Source organism: Enterococcus mundtii (assembly GCF_003957375.1).
GTDB lineage: Bacteria > Bacillota > Bacilli > Lactobacillales > Enterococcaceae > Enterococcus_B > Enterococcus_B spodopteracolus.
In genome coordinates this window covers 346,714-361,702 of sequence record NZ_CP025473.1, presented here as the reverse complement: position 1 = coordinate 361,702, position 14,989 = coordinate 346,714, and the positions used below count along the sequence as shown (strand labels likewise).

General features: G+C 39.2%; 12 protein-coding genes. All 12 read right to left on the bottom strand.

All coding sequences use genetic code 11. From position 1 onward, the window contains the following. Positions 1–42: 42 nt before the first annotated feature. The 12 genes from CYK55_RS02075 to CYK55_RS02020 all read right to left on the bottom strand — a co-directional run bounded on the left by CYK55_RS02075 (position 43) and on the right by CYK55_RS02020 (position 14,608). On the bottom strand, positions 43–396 hold the full coding sequence (locus CYK55_RS02075) for a DUF7006 family protein (RefSeq protein ID WP_034690452.1): 354 nt from the start codon (positions 394–396) through the stop codon (positions 43–45). Between the two features lie 18 nt (positions 397–414). Next, complete coding sequence (locus tag CYK55_RS02070) at positions 415–1,893, bottom strand: helix-turn-helix domain-containing protein (protein ID WP_126133864.1); 1,479 nt, start codon at positions 1,891–1,893, stop codon at positions 415–417. A 48-nt stretch (positions 1,894–1,941) separates the two neighbouring features. Further along, positions 1,942–3,225 (bottom strand): helix-turn-helix domain-containing protein, encoded by a 1,284-nt coding sequence (locus tag CYK55_RS02065; protein WP_034690457.1) that lies wholly within the window; start codon positions 3,223–3,225, stop codon positions 1,942–1,944. A gap of 61 nt (positions 3,226–3,286) precedes the next feature. Then, positions 3,287–6,292 carry a WxL domain-containing protein gene (locus CYK55_RS02060; RefSeq protein WP_034690460.1) on the bottom strand — a complete coding sequence of 1,002 codons (3,006 nt, stop codon included), beginning with the start codon at positions 6,290–6,292 and terminating at the stop codon, positions 3,287–3,289. Next, positions 6,276–7,337 (bottom strand): DUF916 and DUF3324 domain-containing protein, encoded by a 1,062-nt coding sequence (locus tag CYK55_RS02055; RefSeq protein ID WP_034690462.1) that lies wholly within the window; start codon positions 7,335–7,337, stop codon positions 6,276–6,278. The genes CYK55_RS02060 and CYK55_RS02055 overlap by 17 nt, the downstream gene beginning before the upstream one ends. 90 nt (positions 7,338–7,427) lie before the next feature. Further along, entirely contained in the window at positions 7,428–8,222 is a 795-nt protein-coding gene (locus tag CYK55_RS02050) for a WxL domain-containing protein (protein WP_034690465.1), read from the bottom strand. 16 nt (positions 8,223–8,238) lie between these two features. Beyond that, positions 8,239–8,520: an LPXTG cell wall anchor domain-containing protein gene (locus CYK55_RS02045; RefSeq protein ID WP_161633745.1), complete on the bottom strand. Its 282-nt coding sequence runs from the start codon at positions 8,518–8,520 to the stop codon at positions 8,239–8,241. Between the two features lie 667 nt (positions 8,521–9,187). Next, positions 9,188–9,541 carry a DUF7006 family protein gene (locus CYK55_RS02040; RefSeq protein WP_126133862.1) on the bottom strand — a complete coding sequence of 118 codons (354 nt, stop codon included), beginning with the start codon at positions 9,539–9,541 and terminating at the stop codon, positions 9,188–9,190. A gap of 136 nt (positions 9,542–9,677) precedes the next feature. After that, complete coding sequence (locus CYK55_RS02035) at positions 9,678–12,230, bottom strand: WxL domain-containing protein (RefSeq protein WP_126133861.1); 2,553 nt, start codon at positions 12,228–12,230, stop codon at positions 9,678–9,680. 14 nt (positions 12,231–12,244) lie between these two features. Beyond that, the gene (locus tag CYK55_RS02030; protein WP_126133860.1) at positions 12,245–13,303 is read right to left on the bottom strand and encodes a DUF916 and DUF3324 domain-containing protein; all 1,059 of its coding nucleotides are present in this window, start codon (positions 13,301–13,303) and stop codon (positions 12,245–12,247) included. 106 nt (positions 13,304–13,409) lie between these two features. After that, the gene (locus tag CYK55_RS02025) at positions 13,410–14,243 is read right to left on the bottom strand and encodes a WxL domain-containing protein (protein WP_126133859.1); all 834 of its coding nucleotides are present in this window, start codon (positions 14,241–14,243) and stop codon (positions 13,410–13,412) included. 11 nt (positions 14,244–14,254) lie between these two features. Then, positions 14,255–14,608 carry an LPXTG cell wall anchor domain-containing protein gene (locus CYK55_RS02020; RefSeq protein WP_126133858.1) on the bottom strand — a complete coding sequence of 118 codons (354 nt, stop codon included), beginning with the start codon at positions 14,606–14,608 and terminating at the stop codon, positions 14,255–14,257. Between the last annotated feature and the right edge of the window lie 381 nt (positions 14,609–14,989).

The window sequence follows — 14,989 nt, the reverse complement described above, 5'->3', positions numbered from 1 at the left end:
TAAAGTAAGAGCCTACGCATTTAAGGTATTACCATCGATCCATCATACCACATTGAAAATCATGGAATGATTCGGTTCCTTACTGCGATCGTACCCACATAGTTCTTTGAAGTAAGTGAGATAGTCACTTTCAACAATTCTAAGTATTTCTTTCGCATCTAGAAAATGTTCAAAGCCGATCAGATCTGCTACTAACCCTATCTTGGCATCAATTCCTAAGATCTCCGGTAATAGTTCCCAAAAATTCTCCTGACAGATCTGACTCACTAAGGTCTCCAATCGTTGGATATGGGTGTTTAAATAGATTTTTAGGTCTTCGCTTTCTCGTTTTCTAGCCTCTTCAAAAGAGTTTTGAAAGCCCGCCAGATAAGCTTCTTTTGTAAAAAATGTTGTCATTTTTTTCCCTTCCTTCTTTTAAAATGTTTCCTGATCAATCAGTGGATTTAACTGATGCTTGACTCTTGCCCAATCTTGCGCCGTAGGAATACTGCCCATAAGAACATACTCCGTTTCAAGAGCAAAATCTAAAAGGTACGGTCGATAGTTCGTTACAATTAAATCAACGTGCGCATTATTTAACCGCTCCGGCGTCAATTCTTGAAGCGGCATAAACAACAGCTTATGATGTTCCCCTAATAGTACACGTGCCTGCATTCGGATCGATTGGACCACTAAGTAGTCACCTTCTAATAAAAATAAAACTTTTTTGACCGGTTGGTAATAGTGGAATAATAAGGTCATATTTGCCGTGAAACTCACCACGATATCTTCAAAATATTGGTCAGAAAAACTGAGTACTGGGGCGTGTTTTAAGAGAAATTGTTTATGGGCTTCATAAATCTGTTTATCGTTTTTCTTCACCATCCAATGGATTTCTTCTAGTTCTTTGTTCAACACTGGACTCACTGCTTCATTCATCAAACGCGAAATGAAAAAAGAGGTCATAAACTGTCCTAAAGTATCCGTATTCCACTGTTCAAAGAAAGGGTCAGAAAGGTAATCTGACACGATGAACTGAAGATTCTTCCAGTGGCTGAATCGTTGGTTAAAAGTTTGTTCTTGGTCCACACGATGAATCGTCCGTTTGGAAATAATCGATAAATGAATCCAAGCGAATTCTTCTTTTGGTAGATAGATCTCGTATTCCTGTTTGATCCTTTCTTGTAAAGAATAAAGCAAATGAAAATCTTTTTCTTGATAAATGCTTGCTTTTAGCCATTCAGGTAAGGTCACAAAATGGTTCTGATGGACTCGGACCATTGCGATATAAAGCTGGTAATAAAAGGCTGAAATCGTGATTCCTGTACCCAATTCATACTTTCCCAATTTGCCAGACAGTTCGTTCAAGACCAACGTATGTAAGTCTTCTGGCGGACGGATTGTATACGGAGTTTGTTCACTGCTATAATAAAAATCAAAAAAGAACTTGCGGATATTGGCTTCTTCCCCTAAAAAATTGACTGGGTTCAAAGCCAACGTTAACTCATACTCAGCTAATACCGGTCGGATTCTTATTAAAAACCTTCGCAAAGTACTCTCTGCATAACTGTGCTGGTGAGCCAAGTCAGCCACTGTAAAATCTTTTCCCCAAAAAACATTTCCCACGATTTCAAATAACACTTCGTTTCCCAACAGTTGTTCTTTTTTCTCTTGGTAGTCCCTACGATTTCGTTCTTCAAAATAATACCCACTATAATTCGAACGTAATTCGATGCTTGTGCCAAAATGGTTTTTGAATGCTTGAATATCTTTTATCAAGGTACGTTGTGAAATAGCCAGTCGTTCACTCAGCTCTCCAATCGTAAAACGCCGTTCTTGTTCCATCACACTTAACACCTGCATCCATCGCTTGACCTCTGCGCTTGTAATAAACGCCATCTGAAACTCACGCAATTTTTTTCCCCTCACTTTTTCAAATATTTCCCTCTCATGCTCGTTCACTCATCTTGACTCAGAAAATGCAGAGAGCACTTCATCGATTTTCTCCTTGCTAGGTACGTAGGGAAGTTCAATGGTTACACGAGCGTTTCTAGTTTGTGGTTGATTCACGATTTTCACATGGCGTATTAGTCCGAGTGGATTCATTTGGGCAGCTTCAACCACCTGTAGACCAGATGTTTTTAACATCGTTTCAACTTCCTGTTTGATCCATCGTGTCAAAGCACGTGGGCCTACTAGTTGATAGGAAACATAAATCGTCTGGCTATATTTTTTCTTCTCGGCTAAAAAACGTTTCATGAGTACGTCTAAAGGAGACGGTTCCTCACTGCTTACATACGGAATTTGTGCTGGTGCTTTTAGTGTAGGCAGCTGGAAAAAGGCCTCCATTAAAAAAAGGAGCGTTTCAAAAAAAACATAAGTCAGACCTTCGATCTCACGCACCGGTAACTCATACTCACTCGCAGGTGAAAAGGTGCGGATAAAGGCTTGTTGTTTCAAAGGGTTCAAAAATTGACTCTCATCTAATGAAAGGAGAAACAATGCAGCTTTTTCTTGTCCAGAAAGAGCCACACTCACCTGTTGATCCAAAGCCTGGATTAGAGTTGTTTGGACTTGTTGATACGCCACTTGGTCCGGTAAGTAATGTCCCTGGTCGACCCGTTGCTTGGTTATTCTCAGCCATTGATTAAACAAAGTTTGGTCTAGGTGCCAAGGGCCATCCTGAATCGCCACTTTCTCCTGATGCAAGTCCTGAATATGTTCTGAAAGAAACCTGGGATACAATGGTAAGGTGAAATAAAAATCATAAAGAAATTGGCGAATCCCCGCTTCTTCACCCCACAGTTGATTGGTTTTAGAGTCAATTTTTATCCCATAATAGTTCGTTAATAACGTTTGAAGCTGTCGTTTCATACGTTGAAAGCTTGTACTCGAAACATCAAGATATACCACCCACTGTTGATTGTCTAAACACTTTCCCGCAGCCAACTGATCCACCAAGAGAAAAAGTTTCTCTTTATCTAGTAACGCTTGTTTCTTCTCATAATAACCTTTAGGGTTAAGAAAGGAAAAGTGATAGCCCTTATCATCACCGATCAAATGGATTCTCTCACCAAAGTAGTCCTTGATCGCCTTCATGTCCTCAATAATCGTCCGTCGCCCAAATCCAGTCTGCTCAACTAAGGTGTGAGCGATAACGTGTTCCTCTTCTTCTAACGTTGCCAATAAGACCAACCAGCGTTTAGTCTTATCCGCCATGACTAAATGATCAAATAAAATGTGCATATTTTTTCTCTCCTTTCTATGAAGAAAAAGAAAAGAGCCGCAGCCCTTCTCTTTCTTGTGACTAATTGTCAGGAACTACACTTAGTTCCCAGGTGAGTGTTGTTTCGTATGTGCTTGCTCTTGGGTTCGCGGTTGGTGGGACTTCTAGTGCCACACTCTCGCCTGCACTTTTACTGTCACCAAACCGATAGATCCAGGTACCTGACCCTTGACCATCAAGCGCGGTTAAAAGTTCAGTCTTTTCTCCTGGAATTAAGGTAACACCGTCTTGGTTATACAATATCGGTTCATCACTTCCGTGAATAGACTCCAATTGTTGGTTAGTTAAAAACAAACGTGCCCCTCTTAGTTCATTTTCCTGTAGATCCGTAAATTGACTATTTTGCGTAACTGCTAATTGCCAGCCGTGACGTTCCTCTTCTGGCCGTCGATCACTGATCTGGATATAATTTGGTCGCTCTTCAGCCTCATTAACGGTTCCATCAGGATTTAACAAGCGTTGCGGTTGCGCATAATACCGCTTCGTTCTCGTAGAGATCGCTTGTTCGCCAAATGTGAATTGAGAAGCAAAATCAATGCTTAATAAACCTTGTTCTTCTGCGAGCTCAGGTTTATTTTCTGGATCGACTTCAATTTCGGGATTCATCGGATCCTTAGGATTAGGTGGTCTTCTCGATTTTTCAACAATCGTACTTGCATTAGCAGATTTTCCATTTAGGTAGGCATAAGCCGTCACTTCGTTTCCTTCAGTGAATAGTGAATCTTTAGGTAACTCATATAAATAGTCTCCATTTTCATCAGCAGTCACATGATATTTATCGGTTTCCGAAAAATTTGGTGATGGAATTTCACCATCTGGTATTGCTGGATCACCAGAGAACCGTATTACACTGTGCGGAGAAGCCTTGCCGGTAATAGTATAAGAATTTACTTCCAATGCGTCTTCCGTTAGAGGGTCAATAGTTATCTCCACATCTGGTATTTTTTCAAAGAGTATTCTCTGAACGTTACGTGTAGTGAAAGCTTCATTGAAGCTAGTCATCGTCTCTTGAAAGATAGAAGAAACATTCGTGATTGTTGGATTTATCGTATTGTAACGAAGAATTAAATTAAAAATAGGGGTCCAAAAATAATCGGGTTCTTCTGTAAAATTATCTCTATTCCATTGCTTAACAGATTGAACATCAATATCCAATTGCCCTGTACTTCCATTAATACTAATTAGACCATTAGACGTAGATCCAGAAATAGGTGTCGTACGTTCTAAATTTACTTTTTTGGCATCAGAAAATTCGAATGTTGAACCTGCTGAGGCAAAATTAAGTAAACTTTGACTGATTGACGTGCTATCACTTTTTATATCTAGAGCCCCATCCTTGGCAATTTGGAAGTTTGCATTTCCAGCTACATGGACAATGTTTGATGTTGCACTGCCTCTTCCTGTGGCATTGATATTAAATTCCGCATTCTCGCCTACTAGTAAAGAACTCCCAGCAGCCATGTAAACTAAATTTCTATCTATCGCATTTGAGTTGTTGGTATGACCTGTTGACTCAATATTTATTTTAGCACTATCCTCCAATTTTAACGTAGAATTACTGCTACGCAAGGTTATCGCTGAATAACTTCTCTTATTGTCAATGTTAATAGTTGACCCTTCTTTCATGATCAGATCTCCGTTGGCGATATCTATACTAGAACCTCTGCCATTCGCATTATCCCCAGTCCCCGTTCCATTAGATTCCATGTTGATTGTAGCATTTTTTTCTAATGTCAAATTAGCATTTAATCCGCCTAACCCTATAATGATATTCCCACTATTGACAGTTGACAAATTAAGTTCTCCATCTTCCTTAATAGTTAAACTTCTAGTTTCTAAGTTTACAGAATTTACCGTATTCACTCTCCAATCCGTACGGAATTTAGAGTTATAAGTTGCAGTAATATGATTGTTAACTGTTCCAGAAATATTAACATTCGTATAATAAGGAGCAATTAATTCATTACCATACCCATTGATATTATTTAGAGTGATATTAGAAAGTGCATGTTGTGCTGAAGTGAGGTTTACTGTTTGAAAAAACCCCCACCAATTCCCTGAGTAGATATCTAAATCATTAAATGTAATATCCCATGGGGAATTGGCATTATGTGTTGCTGACCTTAAGCCCAATGAAACAGCCCCAAAATCGATTTGATGTCCATTGCCATTAATCACTAATTTCCTCGAGATACTCCTACTTGACAAATAAACAAAGGTTGCATTCCCCGAAACATTTGAATTAGTACCAGTTATCATTCCTGATAAATTGCTTAGTGGTGTTGTTGGCACTTCAAAATCATCATTGATCTCTATTGTAGAAATAGAGGGATTTGAAAAGGCTTTGATAAAATCGATCCATGAACCCACGTCACTTACATCTTCTCTATTCACTTCTTCATCATTTTCTTCCTGATTTGGCGCTTGTTCTATTTCAATGGTTGCTTCTTCATGAGGCAATTCTTTTTCTGAAGAAGGTAACTCTATTGTTTCATCCTCCTTCTTATACTCACTCGAGGAATCAGTTACTTCGTTCCCTTTATGTTCTTGAGACGATTCTTCATCAACTATCTCAAGCGTCATCGTTGCTTCTTCTAAAGTAATTGTATACACGCCTGTTTCCTCAAAAAACAAAGGAAGACTAAATACTTTTTGTGGAACAGCCATTTTTATTTCTATTTGATTTTTTTCTAAGCCTTGTTTTACGTTGATCCCATGCGCCAGCTCGTCATCTAGAATTGTTGTTTCTTCCGGTAAAGTTATTGTTGCTTCAGTAACTTCTTGATTTGCAAATATTACTAAAGTAAACACTTCTCCAATAGAGCAGGTTGCTTGAGCCTCTTGAAATGAGAAGATTGGTTTATCTTTAAGCTGTTCATGCTCATTAAAGGTCGTCGAAGAATCAATTGTAGTCGTATTTTCGATTGCCTGAACAGAGGTAGATAAACCAATTGTCAGTGGAAGTGTAACTAGCTGAGAACAAAGAAAAATGACACAAAATAAAACGAATTTATTTTTCCTTTTCATTGTCTTTCACCCTCTCACTCTTATTCTCTTTTCTTTTTTTTATTAACCACCAACCAGTAATAAGTAAAAGTACCGCAAACAAAACAAGTGTGGCTACCAGCCACCAATTGATACTTGATTCAATCATCACGTCTTCTCTATTTAACTTGCGGGCTTCATCGACTTCAATCGTAAATTCACGCATCCACGACCATTCATTTTCCCCAGAAGTCGCTGTCAATTCTAGAACATAGTTCCCACTTCGAAAACGATCTCCTTCTAAGGAAATCGGAAAATTAAAGTTCGAATTGGGCGCCATCTGCATCATTTCTTTTTCCGCCTTATAGAGCACCTCGTTCTCCCCTACTCGTTTCACGGTAGCTTCCACCGCCAATTGATTGACAAAAGTGGGCGTAAAGTTTTGTAGCGTGGCGCTGATCACATTGCGATAGTTCAATTGATCCGCAAACACATCTAATAGTTCCAACTCCGGTTGCACGGAGTCTCTGTTATTATTGACAACCACACCTACCACATGGGCAAATTCATTCTTGATAGCTACGCCTTCTCCTTTTGGGACATCACTATCTTCCTCTTCTTTTACTTCGGTGATTCGTAAACCACCGGCTAAATATCCTTCAAAGGCGTCTTTAGGCATTTGAAGAGGAATTTCTATAACCTTTGTTTCATTTCCCGCTAATGTAATGACCTCCGAAGGAGTCATCAACTCATCCAAGGAATGAACCAAGGTCGGATCTGCATCTTTAGCATCTTTGCCATACTCGACATTCCCCAAAGTATTCGTATAAGCCGTATGTGGTGTCACCTGCACGTTGATTGGTTTTGAACTGGAATTACCTACTTCTAGTCGTAAAGTCTCTTTTTGCCCAGGAGAGAGTAACAATTCATAGTATCCTTTACTTTCATCCACTTGACTCTCTGGAAAAAGAGGGGTAACGTACGTATTCAAACCTGCTTCTTCGGCCTGGACTGTCGGATGTGGCAAGAAAAAGAAAAGCGCTATAAGCAGCCATAGTCCTTTTTGCATCGATTGTTTGTGTATCATTTGTCATAATCCTTTCTAAAAAAGCAGCGTCACAGAAATCTGTAACGCTGCCAGTGACTAATGGAACATGGAAATAGGAATGGTTACTTCTTAAACCTCATTTTCAGGTGTTAGTTCTAATTCCCATGTCAATGTTGAACTATACGTCACCGCATCTTTGGCGGTTGAGCCAGGAACAAACAGTTGGATCGCCGTATTTTCAACGACATCTACCCCATCTTCCACTTGTTTTGCAAGCGCATCATGATCTCCCCAAACAACGGAAGAAGTTCCGCCACCCTTTTGGTTAGCAGCCGTCATGATCGGCACGGCATCTTCATTTGGAATCAACTCTAAACCACTTGCGTGAATCGTTGGTGCCTGATCTGCATCATTCACACTGTAACGAAGAGAAGGATCAAGTAACGTGATTTGGGCACCTTTTAACACACTATTTAGGGTATCAGTTTCTGCTTGAAACTCACTTAAACTCACGCTCAGTTCCCATCCTTCATTCGTTCCGCGGGTGTCTTGAACTTGTGCCATACTAATATAAGGAATCATGTTTTCTTCGCCTGTTGTTCCGGCTTTCTGTTGCATTTCCGCAATCATATTGTAATGTTCATCCGCAGTTGAGATCACTTTCGTCCCAAAGTTCATTGTTGGAACTGTTGCAATAGTTAGTGGTCCTGTACCAGGAATTGGTGGAATCGTCACCTCTGGACCTTCAGGATCAGGTTCTACTACTGTGTCTTCAATATTTGGAGTGAAGGTGACCTGACCGGTCGTTGTTGTTTTACGTACTTCTTTTGACTCTTGGCCTGTATCTTCAGCAAAGACTTGTACTCCTCCTGCGAAAATCGTTGTTGATAATGCGGCTACAGTTGCTAAACGAATAAATTTCATGCTTAAATTCCTACTTTCATGTAATTGTTTTTTGTGTTGCTTTTCTTCTTTTGTACCCCAAAACTAATAAAATACCACCCACTAAGAAACTGCCGATCCATAGTCCAAGTGAGCTACCAATCATATTGGTTTTCGGCAAAGTGTCTCCTGGCTTTTGTGGGCTGGTGCTGGGAGGTGGATCTGGTGGTCCGATTGGTTCATAAGTTCCTGTAAATCCAATGGATCCTTCTGATTCGACGGATTGGACCTGTGTACCATACACCTGCAGTGGAAATTGTATTGCTATTATTAGGGACATTAGACTAATCATAAGAGCAATAGTTTTTCGCATCTTCCCTCCTCCTTTAAAACCCATCTCAAAAACGATCGTTTTTGGGTGTGCAACAAAAATAGACATCCGGACTTATCAGATGTCTAAAGAAATGTTGTTAAATTGGCGTTTCGATGACTGAGCATACATAAGTACTCGTCATTCTAAAAAACGATTGTTTTTTAGAATTTTTAGCGAACAAAAAAGGCTTATCCTTCATCCTTTTTTATATTCATTATCTTATAATAATTTATTCAAAATTAAAAATCACAATTTTCACCTTGTTATGCATATTTAGAAAATAAATCCTGGAGAAGAAATAAGATCACGAATTCATCAGGATGAATGGGAGAGAATAATTAACGCACAAGAAAAATAAAAGGTAAGGATCAAAAACTTAAAGATTTTTGACCTTTACCTTTTATTTTTTCTGCTCAACTTCGATGTCATTTTCTAATTTAATTGTTCAACAGCTAAATAGAAAGTCCAACAGGGCATACTCTGTTGGACTCCTGTTGTCTATTGAATGCATTGTTTAACTGAATATAGATTTGTTAAATAATTCTATGAAAAAAGAAAGTTGCTTAAATTATATAAATATAAAAAGATTGCCTAGAAATTATTTTTTCTAAACAACCCTTTTACAAGTTTATTTTTAGACTACATTAAATACCATCGAATAGTTATTTTTTGTACTCAGTTCATTCCCGCAAAGTTCCTTGAAGTACGTACGGTAGTCTGTCTCAACGATCCGAAGGATCTCTTGTATTGGCAATTTGCTATAGTCATAACAAATCAATTCTGCCATTAGTGTTAATTTCGCATCTATCTCTAAGATCTTCGGGAAATTTTCCGTAAAATTATCTGGTGAAATCGTACTTATAAATTGATTCAGTTGCTCGAACTGTTGCCTTAGGTACTCATTCAATTTTTTTGTCTCCCTTTTATCTTGTGGCATGCTTTCTTGCAACTGAAGCAGATAAATATCCTTCGTTATTGGTATTTCCATCTTGTAGACTCCTTTCTAATTGACAGTATAAAATTTATCTATTGATGGATCCACAGGAAATCATGCCTAATTTTGTGGATCATTTTGGTAGATAGTATGTTTCATTAAAGAAACAACAGATGTAGAGAGCTCTTTTTTAATTACTAGGAACAGCACTCAATTCCCACGTCAGTGTGCTTTTGTAGGTTGTAGCCTCAGGAGTTGCTCCTCTGGGTACCGTAAGCGCCACGCTCTCCGATGCTGTTTCTTCATCGCCAAAGCGATAAATCCAAGTTCCTTGCCCTTCATCACCCTGAGCCATCAATAATACCCGTTTAACACCTGGAGTCAATGCCAATGGATTGGTCTGTTGGAGTTCAGGTGCTATACCATCTTGTGCAGTAGCTAATTGTTGGTTCGTTAGGCGCAGTTGGGAACCCGTCAACTGATGGCCTACTTCATTTTCAAATTGTGTTTTTTGCGTAACCGCTAATTGCCAGCCATGGCGTTCTGTATCTGAGCGACGGTCACTGACTTGGATATAGTTCGGTCGTTCTTCTGTCTCGTTGATGGTCCCATCTTCATTCAATAACCGTTGCGGTTGGGCAAAATAAGTTTGATCTCTCGCCGAGATACCTTGCGTACCAAAGTGGAATTGCGAGACAAAATCGATACTTAAACGTCCCTGATCTTCAGGAAGCTGGGGTTTATTTTCTGGATCAATTTCTGTCTCTGGATCAAGAGGATCGACTGGGCTTACGATCGCCAACTCTTCTTCATAGTTCGCTTGAATGACCGTATTAGAACTCCCCATCGTAAACGTCGTGGACTCTGAAGTTGTATCCGCTATTCTTGAGCCTGTTCCAGATACGACTTCCCAGGAAACAAAACGGTAGCCCTCATTGGGCTTGGCTTGAATATTTATATTGGTATTTCCAATTACTTTTCTTTCTCCGCTATATTCTTCATTGTCTAAAAATACCTTACCAGCATTCTCTAAGTTACTAGTTGTTGTCAAAGTATTTATTTGAGGATTACTTGTTTCATAATCAATATCGTAACCATTTAACGGATGATTATACTCTGAAATAGAACTTGACCGCGATAAAATATTCGGAAATGCTTGTTCTACATTTAATGGTGGTGCATAGTGATTGTCGGATTGGTTTCCACTAAAGTCTACCGCACTTGAGATTCTTAGATTATTTGTTAGTGATTCAAAATAAATTCCGCCACCAATTGAGGCATGATTATTTCGAATCTCTCCTCTAGTTAAATCGATTGTCCCTAATTCTTCGACATAAATTCCCGCTCCATGAGTCCCTTCATTTTCAATGATTGATCCACCATTCATTTCAAAAACACCTTGTGTAATACGTATACCGCTGTCTTTTGAGTCTTTTATTGTTCCACCCCTCTGGATAACAGATGTGGAAGTTGAATCGATTAAGATCCCTTCAGTACCAGAGTTCTCGATGATCCCTCCTTCTATTATTAGGTTGGTGTTAGTACCACCGATATATATACCGTTCGTTTCTGAATTGCTTATTACCCCATTTCTAATAATGGACGTTGCGGTACCTAATAAACTTACCCCTGTGCCTTCAATTGTTCCACCATTCATAATAAATGTCCCAGCAGCGCCCGAAACTGCACGTACTCCTCGAGATCCTCCAGAGATTGTGCCTCCATTCATCGTAAGCGTTCCTGTCCAAATTTGTATTGCATTAAAGTCAGCATCCTTAATCGTTCCTCTATTGATAACCATCTGAGCACTACTACTTATATCGATAGACGCTCCATCAGACGCCTTACCATTCTGGACAATTCCACCATTTAGTGTGAATAACCCTGTAGTTCCAGTTACTCTCACTCCACCCCCATCAAGGATAACATTGTCACTCAAAGTCAATTGACTATTCGTTACTAAAAAATGCTGCTGAGGCCCAGAATTAGTTAATGTTCGAGAACTAGTAGCTTGTAATCGAATGTTTCTTCCTTGCGGAATACTAACTCTTGAGGTAAAAGCAAAGGAGTTGGTTATTGTTATAATCGTTTCTGTATTTGCCACAGCATTTGAAACCGCCCTCTGCAAACTTGCGAAGTTTCCAACACTAACATTATTGCGTTGAATCGGGGTGTCTTCGTAATCATCATTTTCTAACGAACCTTCATCCTGACTATTTTCTTCAACAGAATCACTTAACGAGTCATCTGTAGAATCTTCATTGTCTTGTAGGACCTGTATTGTAGCAACAGAATCATCTACTACTAATTCAAACATTCCTTCATCTTCAAAGGTAATCGGAAGTGAAAAGGTGTTTTGTGCCTTCAAGGAAGTAAGTACCCATTCTTGATCTGATGGGCCTCTTTTCAAGAATATTCCTGCTGGCAGATTTTTTTCTAAAATAGTTGCTTCATTCGGTACAGTAAGCTTTACTTCAGAAACTTCTTTGTCTGAAAAAATCGTCATTTCCATTTCTTCATTCATATTCACTTGCTTATGTGGCTCATGCCAGGAAAAGCGAGGTTCAGATAAATCTATCTCTTCAACTAAATTTGTTAGATCTGATTGATTCATCGGAACAGTTTTTTTTTCATCTACAGTTTCATTCGTTTCCGCATAGATTTGTCCTATGGACAATGGCATTATTTGACATAGTAAAAGAAAGGTACCACATAACGCGACTTTCTTACGAATATTTACCATTCTTGTTTCACTCCTTACATCTCTTGCTTTTTGGATTGTTTTTTTTGCTTGATTAGCAAATAAAGAATCACTGCTGCCAGTAAAATCAGTAAACTGATTGCTCCGATCATCCACCAATTGATACTTGTATCGATCGTGACATCTGCTTGATTTAATGCTCGGGCTTCATCTGCATCGATCGTAAACTTCCGTTCCCATTCCCATTCCTCTTTCCCAGAACGTGCCGTCATTTTCAATAGATACTCTCCACTACGAAAGCGATCGCCTTCTAAAGAAATCGGAAAGTTGAAATTCGAGTTTGGCGCCATTTGCATTTGTTCTTGACTGGCTTGGTATAAAATTTCTTCTTCGCCCACTTTTTGTACCGTAGCTTCGACTTCTAAGCGATTCACAAATGTTGGGGTGAAGTTTTGTAGATTCGCACTGATGACATTGCGATAGTTGAGTTGATCGGCAAAAACATCTAACAACTCTAAATCAGGTTGTACAGCATCTTGTTTGTTGCTCACAACTACACCGATGATATACGCAAACTCATTCTGGATGGCGACCCCTTCTTCATCAGTTGTTTCGTCAGTTGTATTTTCTTTGACTTCTTCTATCCGTAAGCCACCAGCTAAGAAGCCGTCGAATGCTTCTTTAGGCATCTTCAGATCTAGCGTCACCGTTTTCGTTTCGTTACCACCAAGCTCGATGATTTCGGGTTGCTCGATCAACTCACCTAGTGAATGCTGGAGTGTGGGATCTGCTTTTTCTGCGTCTTGTCCGTATTCGACGACCCCCATCACGTTCGTATACGCAGTATGTGGCGTAATTTTGATTTTCTTTGCTTCGGCATTGGCGTTTTGTAGTTTCAATGTCAACTTTTCTGTCGCATCTGGCGCAAGATTTAATTGAAAATAACGATCATTTCCTGACTTTTGATTGTCTGAGAACTCCGGTGTTACATAGAAATTCAACGTTCCTTCTTCTGCCCCCACGCGCATCGGTACCAATAAACTAACCAATAATAGAAGCAGTACCATCCCCGCTTGTTGGATTTTCTTTTTTCGATATGTACTTGCTTGTTTCATTCGTTTACCCCTTCCTTTAAAGAGAGTAGCGCTACAAAATTGTAACGCTACGTCATTTGTTTCTATAATCTAAAATAGCTTGCCTTCCACCGATCCTAAATCTGGATTATACTTCGCCATTTTCTTCTTCTACACCGCTACTACCAGGTGTATTAGATAATTCCCAAGTTAATGTTGATTTATATTGTGTCGCATCTTTCGCTGTCTTACCAGGAACGAATAATTGGATTGCCTCATTGGTCACTACATCCGTCTCTGGATCCGCCTCTTGCGCATCTAGATTTGCTTGGTTCCCCCAAACAACGGAAGATACCCCTGCACCTTTATCTTTTTCAGCTGTCATCACGGATACCGCAGAAGCATTTGGCATCAATTTCAATCCACTTGTATGCACTCCTGGCGCATTTCCAGCCGTGTTTCCTTCATACTGGATTCTTGGATCCAACAATGAAATCTCTGCACCGATCAATGTATCATTCACCGTTGTACTCGTTGCTTTAAAGTCGGTCAGGCGTACTTGCAAATCCCAACCAGCATTCGTTCCACGAACATCTTGTACTTGTGCAAAACTGACATAAGGAACTTTGTTTTCTTCACCTGTTGTACCCGCTTTTTGTTGCTTTTCTGCGATCATATTGTAGGTTTGATCTTGATTCGAGATCACTTGTGAGCCAAAGTTCATCGTGACAGCTTTCATGATCGATAACGGACCTGTTGTTCCTGGCACTTCAGGCTCGATGTCTACATCTGGTCCACCTTCTGGTGGAATAACAACTAGCTCTTCCTCTTCATTTGGTGTAAATTCAATCGTTCCATCAGTTGTGACGTTACGTACTTCTTTTGATGTTTCTTCAGTTGTGTCGTCTGCGAAAGCTGTGATGCCTCCGGCAAAAATGGTGGATGTTAACGCTGCAATGGTAGCTAATCTAACGAATTTCATGTATTTAAATCCTACTTTCTTTTATTATTTTTCATTTTGTGTTTCCAAAAACTAAGAGTAACGACGATGATCAGAATACCCAATATTTTCCAAGTATTCATCTGACTCTCGTTCGTTTGCGGTAATCTTTTATGCTCGCTCTTTGTCATTTCTGATGGTGCTTGAGCAATTTCTTTGGGAAAGGTTGGTTTTACTTCAACTTCGGGTGCTGGCTCTGGCGTTCCTGGTGTTTCATAGACGCCAGTAAAACCAATCGTCCCTTCAGTTTCTACCGAACGTACTTCTGTCCCATGAACAACTAGTGGTGTATACATTTGAATCAGTAACATACCTATAAGGAGTATGTATTTTTTTTTTTGTTTCATATCCCTCCCCCTATAACTTTTCTTATATTTCTCGAAAATCTTCGTTTTTAAGGAGACGAAAAAAAGACATCCGATCGCATCAGATGTCTTGAAAAAGTGATTAAATTAGGTTTCCTATTAAAGAAGATAAATAACATATTATCATTATCAAAAACGAAGGTTTTCGAGAATAAACATGCAAGAATAATCCTATAAGGACATTTCTTACTTTAGAAATAATAACATTTTATATTTTTTAAAAAAAACAATTTTTTCATAGGGGAGCGAAAAATTTGTTTTTTCTTTTTAACGTCTTGTTTAAAACCTGAGAGAATATTTTTTTATAAAGGCGTGTTTCGTTTAAAAACAAGTTCAAGTAGACTTATCGGATGATTATCAGGA

Bases quoted from the DNA above. Each gene is read 5' to 3' on its own strand.
- CYK55_RS02075 (WP_034690452.1), bottom strand. From the start codon at position 396: ATGACAACATTTTTTACAAAAGAAGCTTATCTGGCGGGCTTTCAAAAC.
- CYK55_RS02065 (WP_034690457.1), bottom strand. From the start codon at position 3,225: ATGCACATTTTATTTGATCATTTAGTCATGGCGGATAAGACTAAACGC.
- CYK55_RS02060 (WP_034690460.1), bottom strand. From the start codon at position 6,292: ATGAAAAGGAAAAATAAATTCGTTTTATTTTGTGTCATTTTTCTTTGT.
- CYK55_RS02055 (WP_034690462.1), bottom strand. From the start codon at position 7,337: ATGATACACAAACAATCGATGCAAAAAGGACTATGGCTGCTTATAGCG.
- CYK55_RS02050 (WP_034690465.1), bottom strand. From the start codon at position 8,222: ATGAAATTTATTCGTTTAGCAACTGTAGCCGCATTATCAACAACGATT.
- CYK55_RS02045 (WP_161633745.1), bottom strand. From the start codon at position 8,520: ATGTCCCTAATAATAGCAATACAATTTCCACTGCAGGTGTATGGTACA.
- CYK55_RS02040 (WP_126133862.1), bottom strand. From the start codon at position 9,541: ATGGAAATACCAATAACGAAGGATATTTATCTGCTTCAGTTGCAAGAA.
- CYK55_RS02035 (WP_126133861.1), bottom strand. From the start codon at position 12,230: ATGGTAAATATTCGTAAGAAAGTCGCGTTATGTGGTACCTTTCTTTTA.
- CYK55_RS02030 (WP_126133860.1), bottom strand. From the start codon at position 13,303: ATGAAACAAGCAAGTACATATCGAAAAAAGAAAATCCAACAAGCGGGG.
- CYK55_RS02025 (WP_126133859.1), bottom strand. From the start codon at position 14,243: ATGAAATTCGTTAGATTAGCTACCATTGCAGCGTTAACATCCACCATT.
- CYK55_RS02020 (WP_126133858.1), bottom strand. From the start codon at position 14,608: ATGAAACAAAAAAAAAAATACATACTCCTTATAGGTATGTTACTGATT.